Source organism: Methylobacterium sp. WSM2598 (genome assembly GCF_000379105.1).
GTDB lineage: Bacteria > Pseudomonadota > Alphaproteobacteria > Rhizobiales > Beijerinckiaceae > Methylobacterium.
The window spans coordinates 1575985-1592854 of sequence record NZ_KB900609.1 but is presented as its reverse complement, the minus strand read 5'-3'; the positions used below and the strand labels follow the sequence as shown (position 1 = coordinate 1592854).

The following is a 16870-nucleotide window of genomic DNA, read 5'->3' as shown; positions in this document are numbered from 1 at the left end:
CGCGGGGGGAAGCCGGGAGGGCGGGGCCGGAGCGGCCCCGCCGGGTCAGGACGCGGGTCGGCGCTGGCCGACCGGGTCAGCTCCTGCCGACCGGGTCAGCTCTTGCCGACCAGCGGGCAGCCGCCCTCGCTCATCGGGCGGAACGCCTCGTTGCCGGGGATCGTCGCGAGGGTCTTGTAGAGGTCCCACTCGCCCTTCGACTCGGCCGGCTTCTTGACCTCGAACAGGTACATGTCGTGGATCTTGCGGCCGTCCGCCCGGATCGTGCCCTTGCCGAAGAGCGGGTCGTCGGTCGGGATCTCCTTCATCTTGGCGACCACCTGGCCGCCGTCCTTGGCCGATTTCAGCGCCTCGACCGCCTTGAGGTAGTGGATCACCCCCGCGTAGACGCCCGCCTGGACGGCGGTCGGCTTCTTGCCGCCGAAGGCCTTGGCGAAGCGGTCCGAGAAGGCCCGGGTCGCGTCGTTGAGGTCCCAGTAGAAGGGCTCGGTCAGGACCAGCCCCTGCGCGGTCTTCGGGGTCAGCGAGTGCACGTCGGAGGAGAAGATCAGCAGGCCGGCGATCGCCTGGCCGCCCTCGGTGATGCCGAACTCGGCTGCCTGCTTGATGGCGTTGATCGTGTCGCCGCCCGCATTGGCGAGGCCGATGACCTTGGCGCCCGAGCCCTGGGCCTGGAGCAGGAAGGAGGAGAAATCCGCGGTCGGGAACGGCGTCTTGACCGAGCCCACCACCTTGCCGCCGTTCTTGACCACGACCGCGGTGGTGTCGCGCTGCAGCGCCTGCCCGAAGGCGTAGTCGGCAGTGAGGAAGAACCAAGTGGTGCCGCCGCGCTTGACCATGGCGCCGCCGGTGCCGTTGCCGAGCGCCACCGTGTCGTAGGTCCAGTGCACGGTGTTGGGCGAGCATTGCGCGCCGGTGAGGTCGGCGGTGCCGGCGCCCGAATTCACGAAGGCCTTGTTCTTCTCGCGGGTGACCTGGCTGACCGCCAGGGCGACCGAGGAGGTCGGCACGTCGATGATCATGTCGACGCCGTCGCGGTCGTACCACTGGCGGGCCAGGGAGGCGCCGACGTCGGGCTTGTTCTGATGGTCGGACGAGACGATCTCGACCTTGAGGCCCTTGTCGGCGGCCTTGTAGTCCTCGACGGCCATGCGGGCGGCGACGACCGAGCCCTCCCCCGAGATGTCGGCGTAGACGCCCGAGCGGTCGTTGAGCACGCCGATCTTCACCGGCGTCTGGGCGAGGGCGGGGGCCGCGGCGAGCGCGGCGAGCGCCGTGGCGGCGAGCAATCGTGTCAGCATGGGTCTCTCCTCCGATGGGCACCGTCGCGACGGCGCTCCGATTGTCGTTCCGTGCCTCCGCCGGCGCGACCGCCGCCGGAACCGCGCCGCCCCGCTTGCCGCGCGGGGGCCTCCCCGCCGCGGGAGGAGGCTCGCGGGGAGCGCCGGTACGGCCCGAGGGCCGCGCCCGCCTGCCCGTCCCTGGCGGGACTCGCCTGCTCGGCGGGACCTGCCCGCCCGGCGGGACCTGCCCGCCCGGCGGGCCGCGCCCGCACCGGGCGAGGCCCGGCGCTCCCGCCCGCCGCCCTCACACCCCCAGATAGGCGTGCAGCTTGTCGATGTTGGCGTCGAGTTCGGCGTTCGGGATCATGTCGATCACCCGCCCCTGCTCGACCACGAAGTGCCGGTCCGCCACCGTCTGGGCGAAGCGGAAATTCTGTTCCACCAGCACGATCGTGTAGCCCTCGGTCTTGAGCCGCGCCAGCGTCCGCCCGATCTGCTGCACGATCACCGGGGCGAGCCCCTCCGTGGGCTCGTCGAGGAGGATCAGCTTCGCGCCGGTGCGCAGGATGCGGCCGATGGCCAGCATCTGCTGCTCGCCGCCGGAGAGCTTGGTGCCCTGGCTGCCCGAGCGCTCCTTGAGGTTCGGGAACAGGGTGTAGATCTGCTCCACGCTGAGGCCGCCGGGCTTCACCCGCGGCGGCAGCATCAGGTTCTCGTAGACCGAGAGGCTCGAGAAGATGCCGCGCTCCTCCGGCACGTAGCCGAGCCCGAGCCGGGCGATGCTGCGCGAGGGCATGCCGATCGTCTCGACCCCGTCGTAGACGATCGAGCCCCGGCGCTTGCCCAGGATGCCGATGATGGCGCGCAGCGTCGTGGTCTTGCCCGCGCCGTTGCGGCCGAGCAGCGTGACCACCTCGCCGGGCTTGACGTCGAAGCTGATGCCGTGGAGCACGTGGCTCTCGCCGTACCAGCCCTCCAGTCCCTGCACCGTCAGGAGCGGCGCCGTGGCGCCCGCGGGGGAGATCTTGAGCGCCGCCTCAGCCATGTCCGGCTCCGATATAGGCCTCGATCACGCGGGGATCCTTCGACACGGTGGCGTAGTCGCCCTCCGCCAGCACCTGGCCGCGGGCCAGAACGGTGATGCGGTCCGACAGCGAGGCCACGACCGAGAGGTTGTGCTCGACCATCAGAATGGTGCGGTTCGCCGAGACCCGCCGGATCAGGGCGGCGGTGCGGTCGACGTCCTCGTGGCCCATCCCGGCCATCGGCTCGTCGAGGAGCAGCATCTCCGGATCGAGGGCCAGCGTGGTGGCGATCTCCAGCGCCCGCTTGCGGCCGTAGGAGAGTTCGACCGCCGGCACCTCGGCGAAATCCGACAGGCCCACCGCCTCGACCAGGGCCAGGGCCTCGTCGTTGAGGGCGCGCAGCACCCGCTCCGAGCGCCAGAAGTCGAAGGAATCGCCGCGCTTGCGCCGCTGCAGGGCGATGCGGACGTTCTCCTTCACGCTGAGGTGGGGGAACACGGCCGAGATCTGAAAGGACCGCACGAGGCCGAGCCGGGCCACGTCGGCGGGCTTCATCCGGGTAATGTCGCGGCCGTTGTAGCGGATCGAGCCCGCCGTCGGGGTCAGGAACTTGGTGAGGAGATTGAAGCAGGTCGTCTTGCCGGCCCCGTTCGGGCCGATGAGCGCGTGGATCGACCCGCGCTGCACCTGAAGCGCGACGCCGTTGACGGCGCGGAAGCCCTTGAACTCCATCGTGAGGCCCTCGGTGGCCAGCACGATGTCCGGCGGCGCGGCCGCGTTCCGGGCGGCAATGTCAGCCATCGCGATCCATCACCCCTGCGTTTCCTCGAAGGTGCTTATGCACCTTTGGTATGCCTCACAGCATGGCCCAAGGGGGGAGTCAACAGCCGGAGCGCCGGCGGCCGGGAATCCCGACTAATCCGTTCGAATAGGCCGGAAGATGCCGGCCCGGCCCTCGCCTAGGCCGAGCGATCCAGGCAACCGGGGGCTTTCCGGCCCGACCGGGCGGGACGGGGTCCCGCGGGCCGGGCGCGGCGGGGCCGACCCGGTGCTGCAGGGAGTCCCGGCCGCGTCGCGCCCGCCCGGGGCGCAGCTCTCCTCCAGCCAGAGGGCGAGGCCGAGGGCCCCGAGGGCCGGCAGGGCCAGGGTCGCGAAGGTCCAGGTCCAGCCGAGATGCATGGCGAGCAGCCCGCCCACCCAGCCCGACAGGGCGCCGCCGATCCCCTGCACGGCCGAGACCGTGCCGAGCGCCGTCTGGGTGCGGCCCGAGCCCCAGGTGAGGTCCGCCACCACGACCGGCATCGCGACGCCGATCACCCCGGAGGCGACCCCGTCCAGCACCTCGGCGAGGATCAGCCAGGCCGGGTCGTCGAGGAAGGCCGACAGGAGCGCGCGCAGCGGCAGCACCGCGCAGGCGGCGACGAGGAGCTGGCGGCGCCCGCGGCGATCCGCCAGGGAGCCGGCGAGCAGGGCCACGGGGATCATGGTGAGCTGCGCCACCATCACGTAGCGGGCGGTCCAGGCGGTGCCGTCCTGGCCGGCCGCCACGAGCTTCTGGCCGAGCAGGCTCAGCATCGAGCCGTTGGCGAGGTTGAACAGGGCGAGCGCCGCCGAGAGCAGCAGCAGCCGCCGGTCGGCGAGCACGGCGCGGATCGGCGAGCGGGTCGGCGCGTCGTCCGGATCGTCCTCCTTCCAGCCGACCGCCCGGCGCGGATTCCAGGCGCCCTTCGGCGTGGCGAGGGCCGCGGCGATCGCCGCGGCGGCGAGGAGCCCGAGCACCCAGAAGGCGATGGCCGGGCCGAAGAGCGGCGTGCCGAAGCTGATCGCCAGGGCGGCCCCGAGTATGCCCACGTGGTTGAAGGCCTGGTTGCGCCCCTGCTGGCGCGGGAAGGCCTGCTTGCCGACCGTGCCGAGGGTGAGCGCGGCCACCGCCGGCACCACGAGCGTGCCGCCGAGGGCGGCCACGAACTGCGCCGCGAGCACCGCCGGGAAGGAGCGCGCCGGCAGCAGCAGCACGGTGCCGCCGAGGATCGCCCCGCAGGCGAGCGCGATCAGCAGGCGCGGTCGCCCGACCCGGTCGACCAGAGCCCCGAGCGGCCCGCTCAGCGCGAGGGTGGCGAGGCCGACCACCGTGGTGACGAGCCCGACCCGGCCCGGGCTCCACTGCGCGCTCGCGGCGAGCCACGTGCCCAGGAAGGGTCCGAGCCCGCCCTGGATGTCGCCGACGAAGACGTTGATGAGCGCGAGGTGGGTTGTGGCCTGCATCGGCGCGAGCACTCCTGGCGCCGGGCCGGCGCGGGCACCGCCGGGCCCGAGAGGCAAGCCCGGCGGTTCGAGGGTCAAGAACGCGCGAGGCAGCGATTCGGATCACCGCGGCCAAGCAGAATTGCCCCGTGCCATCCTGCTCGGTCTCTTGCTCACGCATCACCTTTCGCTGACGCGGTCCCTCGGTGCGCCGCCGAACCGCTGACCCCTTCGGCAGCGGCCGGTCCCGGCCGGCGGCAGGAGGCTCAGGCCGCATCGGGCGCGGGGCCGCGCCCGTCCCGGGCGAGCGAGGCCCGGGGCCCGGCCCGCGGGCGGGCCGGAACCGCCCCGAGGCGCCTCCGGTCAGGGGCTCGGCACCGCACAGGCCGCGGCGATGCGCGCCAGCAGCGGGTCGGCCACGCCCATGGCGATCAGGTGCTGGTGGGTGTTGCGGACGTAGTCCGGATTGGCGCCCGAGCGGCCGCGCCCCTGGCGCACCAGGCGCAGGAGCTCGGCCTCGGGCAGCCGGCCGGCATATTGCGGATGGGTGCGGTCGACCGCGTAGGTCACCGCCGTCACCCGCCGCCCGTCCTCGACCGTGACGCCGAGCCGGCGCTCCACGTAGACGGCGGTCACTTGCTCGCGGGCACGCAGGTAGGCGAGCGTCGCCTCGGCCTGCGCCCCGGCGACCCGGAAGGCGACGCCGCGGCAGCTGCCGCACCGGTCGAGGCCGAGCACGAGGCCGGGGCTCTCGGGCGTGCCGCGATGGACGTGGGAGAGCACGCAGAGCGCCCGGTGATAGCCGCGCAGGCGGGCCTGCCGCCGCTCGACCACCGGGAAACCCGGGTTCCACATCAGCGACCCGTAGCCGAACACCCACAGGTCGCCGGGTGCGTCGCCATCGCCCACGCCGTGCCCTCCCCCCTTCCTTGCCGGCCGCGGCGGGTAGCAGCTAGGGAGGCCCGGTACAATCGCGAGCGGAGGCCGGCCGATGGCGCAGCAGAGCGGGACGGGCGGGGGCGCGAGGCGACCCGGGCGGCTGGGGCTGTTCGCCCCCTTCATCCTGCTCCTGGTGATCGCGGCCCTGTGGTCGGCGGGCTGGGTCTGGCTGCGGGGCCGGGCCGAGCGGGAGATCGACGGCTGGTTCGCCCGCGAGGCCCGGGCCGGCCGGACCTGGACCTGCACCGACCGCCGCATCGGCGGCTACCCGTTCCGGCTGGAACTGCGCTGCGCCGGGCTCGGCTTCGCGCGCCGGGACGTCGCCTTCACGGCCGGGCCGGTCGTGGCCGTGGCGCAGATCTACCAGCCGCGCCACCTCATCGTCGAGGCGAGCGGGCCGTTCCACGTCGAGCAGGAGGGCAAGGTCGGGGACGTGACCTGGCGGCTCCTCGAAGGCTCGCTCCACCTCACCGAGGGCGGCTTCCAGCGCGTGTCGGTGGTCGCGGACGGGCTCGACGGCCGGGTCTCGGGGGTCGAGCCCGAGCCGATCGCCTTCGCGGTGAACCACCTGGAACTGCACGCGCGGCCGACGCCGGGCCGCTTCGAGGCGGAGGGCGCCATCGACCTCAGCGCCCGCGTCGAGAAGGCGGCGGTGCCGCGCCTCGATTCCCTCCTGGCCAGCGCCGAGCCCGCCGACATCGTCCTCGACGCCACGGTTACCCGCGCCGCCGGGATCCGCACGCGGCCGCTCGCGGAGGAGCTCGAGCGCTGGCGCGCGGCGCAGGGCAGCGTCGATCTCGGGCGGCTCTCGGTCGAGAAGGGCCGCGGCCGGCTCCAGGCCCAGGGCAGCCTGCACCTCGACGAGGCGCACCGGCCCGCCGGGCAGTTCGAGGTCCGCACCGCCGGGCTCGACACGGTGATCGCGCCCCTGGTGAGCGACCACCTGGAGGGGCGGATCGGCGGGGCGAACGCCGCCCTGATCGGCAAGCTCGTCGGCCAGTTCCTCGGCGGCGGGCGGGCCCGGGAGCCGGCGCCGGAGCAGCCGGCCGGAGCGGCCCTCAAGCCCCTGCCGCCGGTGCGGCTCGTCGACGGCCGGGTCGCGGTCGGGCCCTTCGCGCTGCCGAACCTGCGGCTCGACCCTCTCTATTGACGGGCCCGGCGGCCGGACCGTTGCGCGGCCGGGCCGCCCCGATTAGGCCTTGCCCATGACGCCCATGACGCGCACCCGATTCCAGACCTTCGACGATCCGAGCCACCGCGCCGGCGCGCAGCGCCTCGCCGCCCTGCGCGCCGCGATGCTCCAGAAGGGGTTCTCCGGCTTCGTGGTGCCGCGGGCCGACGAGCATCAGTCGGAATACGTGCCGCCCCGGGCTGAGAGGCTCGCCTGGCTCACGGGCTTCACCGGTTCGGCCGGCACCGCCGTGATCCTGGCCGACCGGGCCGCCCTGGTGGTCGACGGCCGCTACACCCTGCAGGCGGCGAGCCAGGTCGACACCGCGCTCGTCACCCCGGTGCCCCTGGCCGAGACCAGCGTCGAGGCCTGGATCGAGGCCAACCTGCCGGCGGGGGGCGTGCTCGCCTACGATCCCTGGCTGCACACGCCGGACGGCGTCGCCCGGCTGGAGAAGGCCGCCGCGGCGGCGGGCGGGCGGCTCGAACCGGCGGGGATGAACCTCGTCGATCAGGTCTGGATCGACCGGCCGCCGGCGCCGCGGGCGCCCGTCCTCCCCTACCCCGAGGCGCTGGCCGGGGAGACCGCCGCGCGCAAGCTGGAACGCGTGCGCGAGGCGCTGGCGAAGGCCAGGGCCGACGCGCTCGTCGTCTCCGACCCGCACAACCTCGCCTGGGCGTTCAACCTGCGCGGCAGCGACGTCGCCCACACGCCCCTGCCCCTGGGCTACGCGGTGATCCCGCGCGAGGCGCCCGCGACGCTGTTCCTCGATCCGGGCAAGCTCACCGCGGAGGCCTCGGCCGCCCTCGACGGCCTCGCCGCGTGCGTGGACCCGGCCGGGCTGCCGGCCTGCCTCGACGCGCTCGGGCGGGCGGGGGCGCGGGTGCGGCTCGACGCCGCCACGGGCGCCGTCGCGCTCAAGCGGCGCATCGAGGAGGCGGGCGGCCGCGCGGATGTCGGGCCGGATCCGATCACCGCCATGAAGGCCGTGAAGAACGCGGCCGAGATCGCGGGCGCGCGCGAGGCGCATCGCCGCGATGGGGCCGCGGTGGCGCGCTTCCTGGCCTGGCTCGCCCGGGAGGCGCCGGGCGGCGGCGTGAGCGAGATCGCCGCGGTGGAGCGCCTCGAAGCCTTCCGGGCCGAGGGGGGCGAGTTGCGGGAGATCTCCTTCCCGACCATCTCGGGCAGCGGGCCGAACGGGGCGATCGTCCATTACCGGGTCACCGCGGCGACGGACCGGGTCGTGCGGCCGGGCGAATTGTTCCTGATCGATTCCGGCGCGCAGTACCTCGACGGCACCACCGACATCACCCGGACCGTGGCGGTGGGCCCGCCGAGCGACGAGATGCGCGACCGCTTCACCCGGGTGCTCAAGGGCCACATCGCGATCGCCACGGCGCTGTTCCCCCGCGGCACGACGGGGGCGCAGCTCGACAGCTTCGCGCGGCGCCCGCTCTGGGAGGCGGGCCTCGATTTCGACCACGGCACCGGCCACGGCGTCGGCGCCTTCCTGTCGGTGCACGAGGGGCCGCAGCGGATCGCCAAGACCGGCACCACGGCCCTGCAGCCGGGGATGATCGTCTCGAACGAGCCCGGCTATTACCGGGCCGGCGCCTACGGCATCCGGATCGAGAACCTGGTCCTGGTGGAGGAGCGCGCGCTCGCGGGCGCCGAGCGCCCGATGCTCGGCTTCGAGACCCTGACCCTGGCGCCGATCGACCGGGCGCTGATCGCGCGCGACCTGCTCACGCCCGGGGAGGCGGCGTGGCTCGACGCCTATCACGCGCGGGTGCGGGAGGCGCTCTCGCCCCTCCTCGACGGCGCGACGCGGGACTGGCTCGCCGCGGCGACGCGGCCGCTCGCCGGGGACGGACCGGCGGGGTCGTGAGCGTCGTTCGCCCACGTCCCGGTGCGCGGGTCGGGGTCGCCGCCGGGCACGGCCATCATCGGCTGCGCGGTGCGGACACCGCGGCCTGAGCCGGACTCCTCCGCGCGAGGCCTCCGCACTCCTCCGCGCGAGGCCTCCGCGCGAGGCCCCTACTCCGCCGGCACGCGCCCGGTCCGCGGACCGCGCAGGCGCCCGCGGCGCAGGGCGAGGAGCAGACGCGTCGTCCCCGAGGCGAGCCGGTCCATCGCGAGGTAGAGGACCGGGGTGATGAAGAGGGTGAGGAGCTGCGACACGAGCAGCCCGCCCACCACCGCCACGCCGAGGGGCTGGCGCAGCTCCGCGCTGGCCCCGTGGCCGATGGCGATCGGCAGCGTGCCCATCACCGCCGCGGCGGTCGTCATCATGATCGGGCGGAAGCGCAGCAGGCAGGCCTCGCGGATCGCCGCCCTCGGCGTCCAACCCTGCTCGCGCTGCAGCACCAGGGCCACGTCGATCATCATGATGGCGTTCTTCTTGACGATGCCGATCAGCATCAGCACGCCGATGATGGCGATGACCGAGAGGTCCATCCCGAAGAGCTGGAGCGCGCCCAGCGCCCCCACGGCCGCCGCCGGCAGGCCGGTCAGGATCGTGATCGGGTGGATGAAGCTCTCGTACAGGATGCCGAGCACGAGGTAGATCGTCAGCACCGCCGCGGCGAGCAGCAGGCCCTGGTTGGCCAGCGCGTCCTGGAAGACCTGCGCGGTGCCCGCGAAGGTGGTCGAGAGCGTGCCCGGCAGGCCGAGCGACTGCTTGATCTCGGCGATCCGGGAGACCGCCTGGCCGAGCGCCACGCCGGGCGGCACGTCGAACGAGATGGTGACGGCGGGCAGGAGCCCGAGCTGGTTGATCGAGAGCGGGCCGGGCGTGCGCGCGACCGTGGCGACCGCCGAGAGCGGCACCAGCTTGCCGCTCGCGGCGCGCAGCCGGATCTCGTCCAGGCGGTCGGCCGTCCATTGCAGGCGCGGATCGAACTCGGTGATCACCTGGTAGCTGTCCGCGGTGCTGTAGATGGTCGAGATCTGGCGCGTGCCGAAGCCGGTATAGAGGGTCTGGCGGATCTGGTCCGAGGTGATGCCGAGGGCCTGCGCCTTGTCGGTGTCGACCGTGATGGTGGCCTGCAGGGCGGCGTTCTGGAGGTCGTTGGTCACGCCCGTGAAGGTGGCGCGGTCCAAGGTGGCGCGATCCTGGGCCATCGCGTCCGTGAGCCTGACCGTCCAGCGCTCCAGCTCGGCCCGGTCGAGCCCCTGCACCACGTACTGGTACTGCGACTTCGACTGGCGCCCGCCGAGGCGCAGGTTCTGGACCGGGGTGATGAAGGCCGAGAGGCCCGGCACCTCGGCGAGGTCGCGGCGCAGCTCCGCCACCGTCCGGGCGAGCGGCGGGCGCGCGCCGCGCTCCACGAGCTCCACGAAAAAGGCGCCCTGGTTGAGCGTGCCCGTGAAGCCGTTCGAGCCCGCCCGGTTGACCACGTGGGCGACGGCCGGGTTGCGGGCGATCACCCGCTCGGCCTCGTGCTGGAGCGCCGCCACCGCCTCGAAGGAGATGTCCTGGCGCGCCTCCGTGGCGATCTGCAGCTGCCCGATATCCTCCGAGGGGAAGAACCCCTTCGGGATCGCCGCGAACATCGCCGCGGTGAGCGCGACCGAGCCGAGGAAGACCAGCATCACCGCGCCCTGGTGGCGCAGGCAGAGGTCGACGCCGCGCTCGTAGCCCGCCTGGAGCCGGGCGAAGCCGCGCTCGAACAGGTTCCTGCGCGCGCCGTGGCCCTCGGCCCCGGCGCCGTGGCCCTCGGTCCCGGCGCCGTGGCCCGCCGCCCCGGCGGGCAGGCGGGCCGCCAGCATCGGCGTCAGGGTCACGGAGATCACCGCCGAGGCCACGATGGCGATGGTCACCACGATCGCGAACTCGTTGAAGATCCGGCCGACCACCCCGCCCATCAGCAGGACCGGGATGAACACGGCGACGAGCGAGACCGTGATCGACAGGATGGTGAAGCCGATCTCGCCCGCGCCCTTCAGGGCCGCCTCGAAGGGCTTCTCCCCCTGCTCCACGTGCCGGACGATGTTCTCCAGCATCACGATGGCGTCGTCGACGACGAGGCCGACCGCCAGCGTCAGGCCGAGCAGCGAGATGTTGTCGATCGAGTAGCCGAGCAGGTACATCGCGCCGAACGTGGCGATGATCGAGATCGGCACCGCGATCGAGGGGATCAGCGTCGCGGCGAGCCGGCCGAGGAAGAGGTAGATCACCACCACGACGAGGCCGATGGTCAGCAGCAGGGTGAACTGCACGTCGTGGACGGCCTCGCGGATCGAGACCGAGCGGTCGTTGACGACCGCGATCGTGCCGGCGCCGCCGAGCTGCTCCTCGAATCTCGGCAGCATGGCGCGGACGCGGTCGACCACCTCGACGGTGTTGGCGTCGGGCTGGCGCTGGACGGCGAGGACGAGGGCGCGCCGGCCGTCCTTCCAGGAGGCGATGCGGTTGTTCTCGACCGAGTCGATCACCCGCGCGACCTCGCCGAGGCGCACGGGCCGGCCGTTGCGCACGGCCACGATGATGTCGCGGAAGGCGTCCGCGTTCATCAGCTGGGTGTTGGTCTGGATGGTGAGGTTCTGCCCCCTGCCCTCCACCACGCCGACCGGGGTCGAGGTGTTGGCGTTCGAGATCGCCGCCTGGACCTCGTCGACGCCGATGCCGCGGGCGGCGAGCACGTTCGGGTCGAACTGGATCCGCACCGCGAATTTCTGGCTGCCGTAGACGAAGACCTGGCCGACGCCCGTGATGGTCGAGAGCGAGGGCGAGATCACCGTCTGGGCGAAGGCGTCGAGGGTCGGCAGCGGGGTCGTGTCGCTCGACACCGCGAGCAGGATCACCGGCGCGTCGGCCGGGTTGAGCTTGCGGAAGCTCGGCGGGATGGTGAGTTCGACGGGCAGGCGCCGCAGCGTGCGGGTGATCGCCGCCTGCACGTCCGCCGCCGCCTGGTCGATGTTGCGGGACAGTTCGAACTCGATCGTGATCGAGGTGAAGCCCTGATAGTTCGTCGCCGAGATCGTGGCGATGGCCGGGATGGTCGAGAATTCCTTGATCAGCGGCGTCGCCACCGAGGCCGCCATGGACTCCGGCGAGGCGCCCGGCAGCTGCGCGGTGACCGAGATGGTCGGGAAATCGACGGTCGGCAGGGCCGCGACCGGCAGCAGCCGGTAGGCGAAGAGGCCCGACAGGGTGAGGGCGAGCGAGAGCAGGATCGTGGCGACCGGGCGCCGGATGAAGGGGGCCGAGAGGTTCATGGCCGGCCCTACTTGATCACGGTCCGGGCGCCCGCCGCGGCCCGGGTCTCCGGCTGGCCGCGAATCTCGGCCTGACCTCTGGTCTCGGCCTGACCTCCGGGCTCGGCCTGCGGGCGCTCCGCCACGGCAGCGCCCTCGCGCAGGCGCAGCATGCCCTCGACGACGACGTGCTCGCCCGCCCGCACGCCGCGCGCCAGGGCGGCGACGCCGGCGGCGGCCGAGATCACCTCGACCCCGCGCCGCTCGGCGAGGCCGTCCGGGCGCACCACCCAGACGAAGCTGCCGTCCTGGCCGGGCTGCACCGCGACCTGCGGCACCGTCACGGTGCCGGGCCGCCGGCCGAGATCGACCTCCACGCGGACGTACTGGCCGGGCCAGAGCCGCTCGTCCTCGTTGGGAAACGACGCCCAGGCAGTCACCGTGCCGGAGGCCTGGTCGACGCTCGAATCCACGAAGGAGAGCCGCCCGGTGGCCAGCGCCCCGTCGCCGGTCCCGGCATAGACCCGCACCGGCGCCGCCTCCGGGCGGGCGAGCGCCGCGCGCAGGCGGTCGAGTTCGCGCTCGGGCAGCGAGAAGGTCGCCCGCAGGGGCTTCATCTGGGTGATGGTGACGAGGCCGGTCCCGGTCGATTCGTTGCCCTTGACGAGGTTGCCGGCGGTCACCCGCACGGTCCCGAGCCGGCCCGCGATCGGGGCCCGGATGGTCGCGTGGTCGAGCCGCACCCGGTCGGCCTCCAGGGCGGCCTTGGCGGCCTCGACATTGGCCGCCGCCACTTTCGACTCGGCGGTGGCGAGGTCGAGCTGCGCCTGGGAGGCGGAGTTGCGGGCGAACAGTTCCGTGACGCGCCGCACGTCGTTCTGGGTGCGGGTGCGGGTCGCCTCGTCGCGGGCCAGGGCGGCCTCGTCGCGGGCGATCTGGGCGCGCAGCTCGCGGTCGTCGAGCCGGTAGAGCACGTCCCCCGCCTTGACCACCTGCCCGTCGCGGGCGAGCTGCTCGGTGATCACGCCGTCGATGCGCGGGCGCAGCACCACCGTGGCGATGGGCTCGATCCAGCCGACGGTGGCCCGGGTGATGGGCAGGTCCGCGCTGCCCGCCAGGGCGGTGCCGACGGCGATGCGCGGCGCGGCCGGCGCGCTCGCCGGCACCGGCGGCACGAAGGCGGCCGGCAGGTGCTGGGCCAGCGCCGGCGGCAGGGCCGCGCGGGTCTCCATCCAGGCGGCGCGGGCATCCCCCCCGTGGCGGTGGAGCATGACGCCCGCCGCGGCGGCGAGCGCGGCCGCGAGCAGCAGGACGAGGCGGGTCATGCGACGGCTCCGAGATGGGCCGGACGCGGCGCGGCGGCGCCGGCCTGGAGCCCGGTGAGGAAGAAGGCGGCGACGTCGCGGGTGGAGGGGGCGGCGCGGCCGCTGCCGTGGGCGGCCATGCGGATGCCGCCGAGGATCATCATGGCGGCGAGGTCCACGTCCGCCACGCGGAAGCGGCCGGCGGCGATGCCGTCGCGCAGGAGCGCGGCCAGGGCCTCGCGCAGGCCATCGAACCCCTCGCGCAGCACCCGGCGGCTGCGCTCGCCGAACTCGCTGCTGCGGCTCTCGATGGCGTGCAGGGCGGGCGAGAGCTGCCCCACCCGCTCCAGCACCAGGGTCACCGCCGCCTCGAGCCGGGCGGCCTCGTCCCCGCCCGCGGCCCGCGTCGCCCCGATCCCCTCGCGCAGGTCGGACAGGGTCCAGGCCAGCCCGGCGATGAACAGGGCCTCCTTGGTCGGGACGTAGCGGTAGAGGGTGGGCTTGGCGACGCCGGCGGCCGCCGCGACCGCGTCCATGTGGACGTCCGCGTAGGGCATGCGCGCGAAGAGCCGCATCCCGGCCTCCAGGATGCGGCGGCTGCGGTCCGGATCGAGGGGGCGGGCGGGCTCGCTCATGCGCACCGACTGAACGCGACGGTTCAGTCGCGGCGACTGAACTCGTGGGTTCAGTCTCGCGGGCTCCGGCAACGACACAAGGCGGCGCTCCCGCGGCGTGGTGCCGCAGGACGGCCGCCGGCCGGGTCCGCCCTATCCCCGCCCCGCCACCACGACCATGCGGCGGACCTCGCCGCGCAGGAAGGCCTGCAGGAAGCGGTCGTAGTGGCGGAACGAGACGCAGCCGTTCGAGGCGCCGCTCGGGCCGAGCATGTAGGTGTGGGCGAGGAGCCCGACCCGGCCGTGGATCGCCGCGGGCCCGCCGACCGGGTTCAGGCGGATCGCCCGCACGCCGTGGAAGAGCCGCTCGCGCTCGGTGAGGTCGTAGGTGCCGGGCGGGGTGGCGCCGCGCATCGGCACGTGGACGAAGCGGGGATCGTCCATCTTGTCGCCGAGCCCGGAATGGGCCTCCAGCCGCTCGCCGCTCGGCAGCGTCACGATGCGGGCGCTGATGTCGTAGATCGCCGTCGCCCGCGCCGCGTCGGGGCCCGGCATCGGGGCGACGAGCCGCCGGCTCGGCGCCGGGGCGGGGCTGGTCTCCAGGGCCGCGTAGGCGAGGCCGGGGCCCGCGGAGGGGCTGGCCGGGAGGCCGAACAGCTTCTCGAACAGGTTGCGGGTGTCCTCGGCCGGGGTCGCCGGGGCCGAGGCGGGACGGGCCGCGCGGCGCGCGGCGCGCTCTGCGAGGCGGCCGTCCCGCGGCCGGCGCAGCTCCGGCGGGCGCGGCACCGGCAGCGGCACCGGCTCGGCGAGCCTCGCCGCCTCCTGCGCGGGCGCCTCCTGGGCGGGCGTTGGTTCCGCCGCCGCGTCGGCGATGTCGGACGGCGCCTCGGCCGGGTCGGCGGGCCTGTCCGGGCTGGGGCGCAGCAGGGGATCGAGGAGGGCGGTCTGCCACGCGGCGGGGTTCGGTGCGGCGAGCAGCGGCAGCGGATCGCGCCTCGCCGCCCAGGCCGCGGGCGCCGGCAGCGCCGCTCCGGGTTCCGGCAGCGCCGCCTCCGACAGCGCAGCCTCCGGCGGCGGCGCGACGGGCGCCGGGTCGGCAGCCTCCCCCGAGGTCATCTCCCCCGAGGCCAGCACCGGCGGCGCCGGGGAGGCCTGGGCCGGGGAGGCCTGGGCCAGGACGGGCGCTTCGGCGCGCCGGGCATCCGCGACCGCGAGACCCGCGAGCGCGATCACGGCGGCGGCCAGGGGCCCGGAGCGGCGTCCGGGTGACGACAACGCCGCCCAAGGAAAGGCCGCGGACTCGAGAACCATCTTCACGCCGCCCACCTGCTCGCCTCCCCTGACACGCCCGAGGGCTCCGGGTGCAGGAGAGAGCGCAGCTGTCCCGGCATTTCTGGGGCGAGACTATGGTCAATCGAAGGAGAGTTTCGCAGTGTTGCGAACGTGTGACGTATTGATCGAACAAGCCCGGAGTGATCGCGCTCCTGTTTGCAGGACAAGCTTGGCCATAAGAGGGCATGCGGGATGCCGAATGCTATGCTCAAGCTTCGGCGGCGGGTGCCGGCAGGGGGACTCACGGCAGCCGTCGCGCGCCGTGCGGGCGGCCTTCGGCTCCGGCCGGCCCCGCCGCTCCCGTTTAACCCTCCCTCACCCCGCCGCGCGCGACCACTCACGACAGGAAGGCAGAGGGGGATGTTTCGCCGGTCGGACCGGCCGCGTTGCTGGGTCCGGGCCCGCGGTGCGGCGAGGCGGGACCATCGGGGATCGACCGTTTCCCTCTTAACATTTTACATGAGCGGAGCGATACGCCAGGGTCCGCGCGGCCGGATCCGGGGGCCGGCGCGCCGGGATCGCCCGGGCGGGCCGGTATCCCGTCCGCTCGGCTGCGCTACATAAGCGTCGTTACGCCCGGGAGGCCATCATCGATCGCGCCGCCACGACTCACTCCGCCACGGTACACGGCGAGAGATCCGACGGCCCGCCCTTCCTCCTCAGGGACGCGCGGCGCCTCGCGGCGCTGCGCAGCTACGCCATCCTCGACACGCCGCCCGAGGCCGAGTTCGACGACATCGCCCAGATGGCGGCCCAGGCCTGCGGCACGCCGATGGCCCATATCAACTTCATCGACGCGGAGCGGCAGTGGATCAAGGCGGCGGTCGGGCACGACCGGCGGGAGATGCCGCTCGACCTCGGGTTCTGCGCCGAGGTGCTGCGGGCACCCGACGTGGTGGAGCTCACCGACCTCGACCGTGATCCCGCCCGCGCCGCCAACCCGCTGGTGGCCGAGACCCCGCACCTGCGCTTCTACGCGGGCGTCCCGCTCCTCACGCCCGAGGGCTACGCCATCGGGACACTCTGCGTGCTCGACCGCGTGCCGCGGGAGCTGACCGAGCCGCAGCGCTTCATCCTGCGGGCGCTGGCCCGGACCGTGATGGCGCAGCTCGCCATGCGCCGCACCGACGCGGCCCTGCGGGTGAGCGAGGAGCGCTACCGCTCGCTGTTCAACTCGATCGATGCCGGGTTCTGCCTGATCGAGGTGCTCTTCGGCGACGGGGGCAAGGCGGAGGATTTCCGCATCCTGGAGGTGAACCCGGCCTTCGCGGGCCAGACCGGCCTCGCCGACCCGGTCGGGCGCAAGATGCGCGACCTCGCCCCGGAGAACGAGCCCTACTGGCCCGAACTGTTCGGCGAGGTGGCGCGGACCGGCCGGCCCGTCCGCGTCGAGAACGCCGCCAGGGCCCTCGGGCGCTGGTACGACGTGCATGCCTACCGGGTCGACCAGCCGGACCTCAACCGCGTCGCCGTGCTGTTCAACGACATCACCCCGCGCCGCGTCGGCGAACTCGCCCTGCGCGACAGCGAGGCGGAGCTGCGCCTCGTCGCCGACGCGATGCCGGTGCTCATCGCGGTGATCGACCGGTCCTTCACCTACCGCTTCGTGAACGCCGCCTACGAGACCTGGTTCGGGCATTCCCGCGACGCCGTGATCGGCCGCCACATGGGCGACCTCATCGGCGAGCAGGAATTCGCGATCCGCCGCCCCTCCGTGGAGCGGGCGCTGGCCGGCGAGGAGGTGCGCATCGAGCGCACC

12 protein-coding genes are annotated in these 16870 nt (G+C 73.9%); 3 read left to right on the top strand and 9 right to left on the bottom strand.

Annotated features, from left to right (window positions below):
* Window positions 1-95: 95 nt before the first annotated feature.
* The 5 genes from MET2598_RS0107445 to MET2598_RS0107425 all read right to left on the bottom strand — a co-directional run bounded on the left by MET2598_RS0107445 (window position 96) and on the right by MET2598_RS0107425 (window position 5461).
* Complete coding sequence (locus MET2598_RS0107445; protein ID WP_012333049.1) at window positions 96-1301, bottom strand: ABC transporter substrate-binding protein; 1206 nt, start codon at window positions 1299-1301, stop codon at window positions 96-98.
* A gap of 286 nt (window positions 1302-1587) precedes the next feature.
* A complete protein-coding gene (locus MET2598_RS0107440; RefSeq protein WP_012333050.1) occupies window positions 1588-2328 on the bottom strand; it encodes an ABC transporter ATP-binding protein in 741 nt (246 codons plus the stop codon).
* Entirely contained in the window at window positions 2321-3109 is a 789-nt protein-coding gene (locus MET2598_RS0107435; protein ID WP_012333051.1) for an ABC transporter ATP-binding protein, read from the bottom strand. The genes MET2598_RS0107440 and MET2598_RS0107435 overlap by 8 nt, the downstream gene beginning before the upstream one ends.
* Window positions 3110-3223: 114 nt before the next feature.
* Window positions 3224-4573 carry an MFS transporter gene (locus MET2598_RS0107430; RefSeq protein WP_012333052.1) on the bottom strand — a complete coding sequence of 450 codons (1350 nt, stop codon included), beginning with the start codon at window positions 4571-4573 and terminating at the stop codon, window positions 3224-3226.
* Between the two features lie 342 nt (window positions 4574-4915).
* Window positions 4916-5461 (bottom strand): gamma-glutamylcyclotransferase, encoded by a 546-nt coding sequence (locus tag MET2598_RS0107425; RefSeq protein WP_018260402.1) that lies wholly within the window; start codon window positions 5459-5461, stop codon window positions 4916-4918.
* A gap of 82 nt (window positions 5462-5543) precedes the next feature.
* Between MET2598_RS0107425 and MET2598_RS0107420 the strand changes: the two genes are divergently transcribed.
* Window positions 5544-6641 (top strand): DUF2125 domain-containing protein, encoded by a 1098-nt coding sequence (locus MET2598_RS0107420; RefSeq protein ID WP_018260401.1) that lies wholly within the window; start codon window positions 5544-5546, stop codon window positions 6639-6641.
* Window positions 6642-6696: 55 nt separating this feature from the next.
* Window positions 6697-8550 (top strand): aminopeptidase P family protein, encoded by a 1854-nt coding sequence (locus MET2598_RS0107415; RefSeq protein ID WP_018260400.1) that lies wholly within the window; start codon window positions 6697-6699, stop codon window positions 8548-8550.
* Between the two features lie 149 nt (window positions 8551-8699).
* Here MET2598_RS0107415 and MET2598_RS0107410 read toward each other — a convergent pair whose 3' ends face one another.
* From MET2598_RS0107410 to MET2598_RS0107395, 4 genes are all read right to left on the bottom strand, one after another.
* Window positions 8700-11882, bottom strand: a complete 3183-nt coding sequence (locus MET2598_RS0107410; protein ID WP_018260399.1) for an efflux RND transporter permease subunit — start codon at window positions 11880-11882, stop codon at window positions 8700-8702.
* Window positions 11883-11890: 8 nt separating this feature from the next.
* Window positions 11891-13186 (bottom strand): efflux RND transporter periplasmic adaptor subunit, encoded by a 1296-nt coding sequence (locus tag MET2598_RS0107405; RefSeq protein ID WP_018260398.1) that lies wholly within the window; start codon window positions 13184-13186, stop codon window positions 11891-11893.
* Window positions 13183-13800 (bottom strand): TetR/AcrR family transcriptional regulator, encoded by a 618-nt coding sequence (locus tag MET2598_RS0107400; RefSeq protein WP_018260397.1) that lies wholly within the window; start codon window positions 13798-13800, stop codon window positions 13183-13185. Before MET2598_RS0107400 ends, MET2598_RS0107405 begins: the two co-directional genes overlap by 4 nt.
* 132 nt (window positions 13801-13932) lie before the next feature.
* Window positions 13933-15105 (bottom strand): DUF2778 domain-containing protein, encoded by a 1173-nt coding sequence (locus MET2598_RS0107395; RefSeq protein WP_018260396.1) that lies wholly within the window; start codon window positions 15103-15105, stop codon window positions 13933-13935.
* A gap of 523 nt (window positions 15106-15628) precedes the next feature.
* Between MET2598_RS0107395 and MET2598_RS38075 the strand changes: the two genes are divergently transcribed.
* Window positions 15629-16870, top strand: a 1242-nt coding sequence (locus MET2598_RS38075; protein WP_442919005.1) for a PAS domain-containing protein, incomplete at its 3' end; no start/stop codon positions are given.

Bases quoted from the DNA above. Each gene is read 5' to 3' on its own strand.
- MET2598_RS0107415 (WP_018260400.1), top strand. From the start codon at position 6,697: ATGACGCCCATGACGCGCACCCGATTCCAGACCTTCGACGATCCGAGC.
- MET2598_RS0107405 (WP_018260398.1), bottom strand. From the start codon at position 13,186: ATGACCCGCCTCGTCCTGCTGCTCGCGGCCGCGCTCGCCGCCGCGGCG.
- MET2598_RS0107420 (WP_018260401.1), top strand. From the start codon at position 5,544: ATGGCGCAGCAGAGCGGGACGGGCGGGGGCGCGAGGCGACCCGGGCGG.
- MET2598_RS0107430 (WP_012333052.1), bottom strand. From the start codon at position 4,573: ATGCAGGCCACAACCCACCTCGCGCTCATCAACGTCTTCGTCGGCGAC.
- MET2598_RS0107435 (WP_012333051.1), bottom strand. From the start codon at position 3,109: ATGGCTGACATTGCCGCCCGGAACGCGGCCGCGCCGCCGGACATCGTG.
- MET2598_RS0107400 (WP_018260397.1), bottom strand. From the start codon at position 13,800: ATGAGCGAGCCCGCCCGCCCCCTCGATCCGGACCGCAGCCGCCGCATC.
- MET2598_RS0107445 (WP_012333049.1), bottom strand. From the start codon at position 1,301: ATGCTGACACGATTGCTCGCCGCCACGGCGCTCGCCGCGCTCGCCGCG.
- MET2598_RS0107440 (WP_012333050.1), bottom strand. From the start codon at position 2,328: ATGGCTGAGGCGGCGCTCAAGATCTCCCCCGCGGGCGCCACGGCGCCG.
- MET2598_RS0107410 (WP_018260399.1), bottom strand. From the start codon at position 11,882: ATGAACCTCTCGGCCCCCTTCATCCGGCGCCCGGTCGCCACGATCCTG.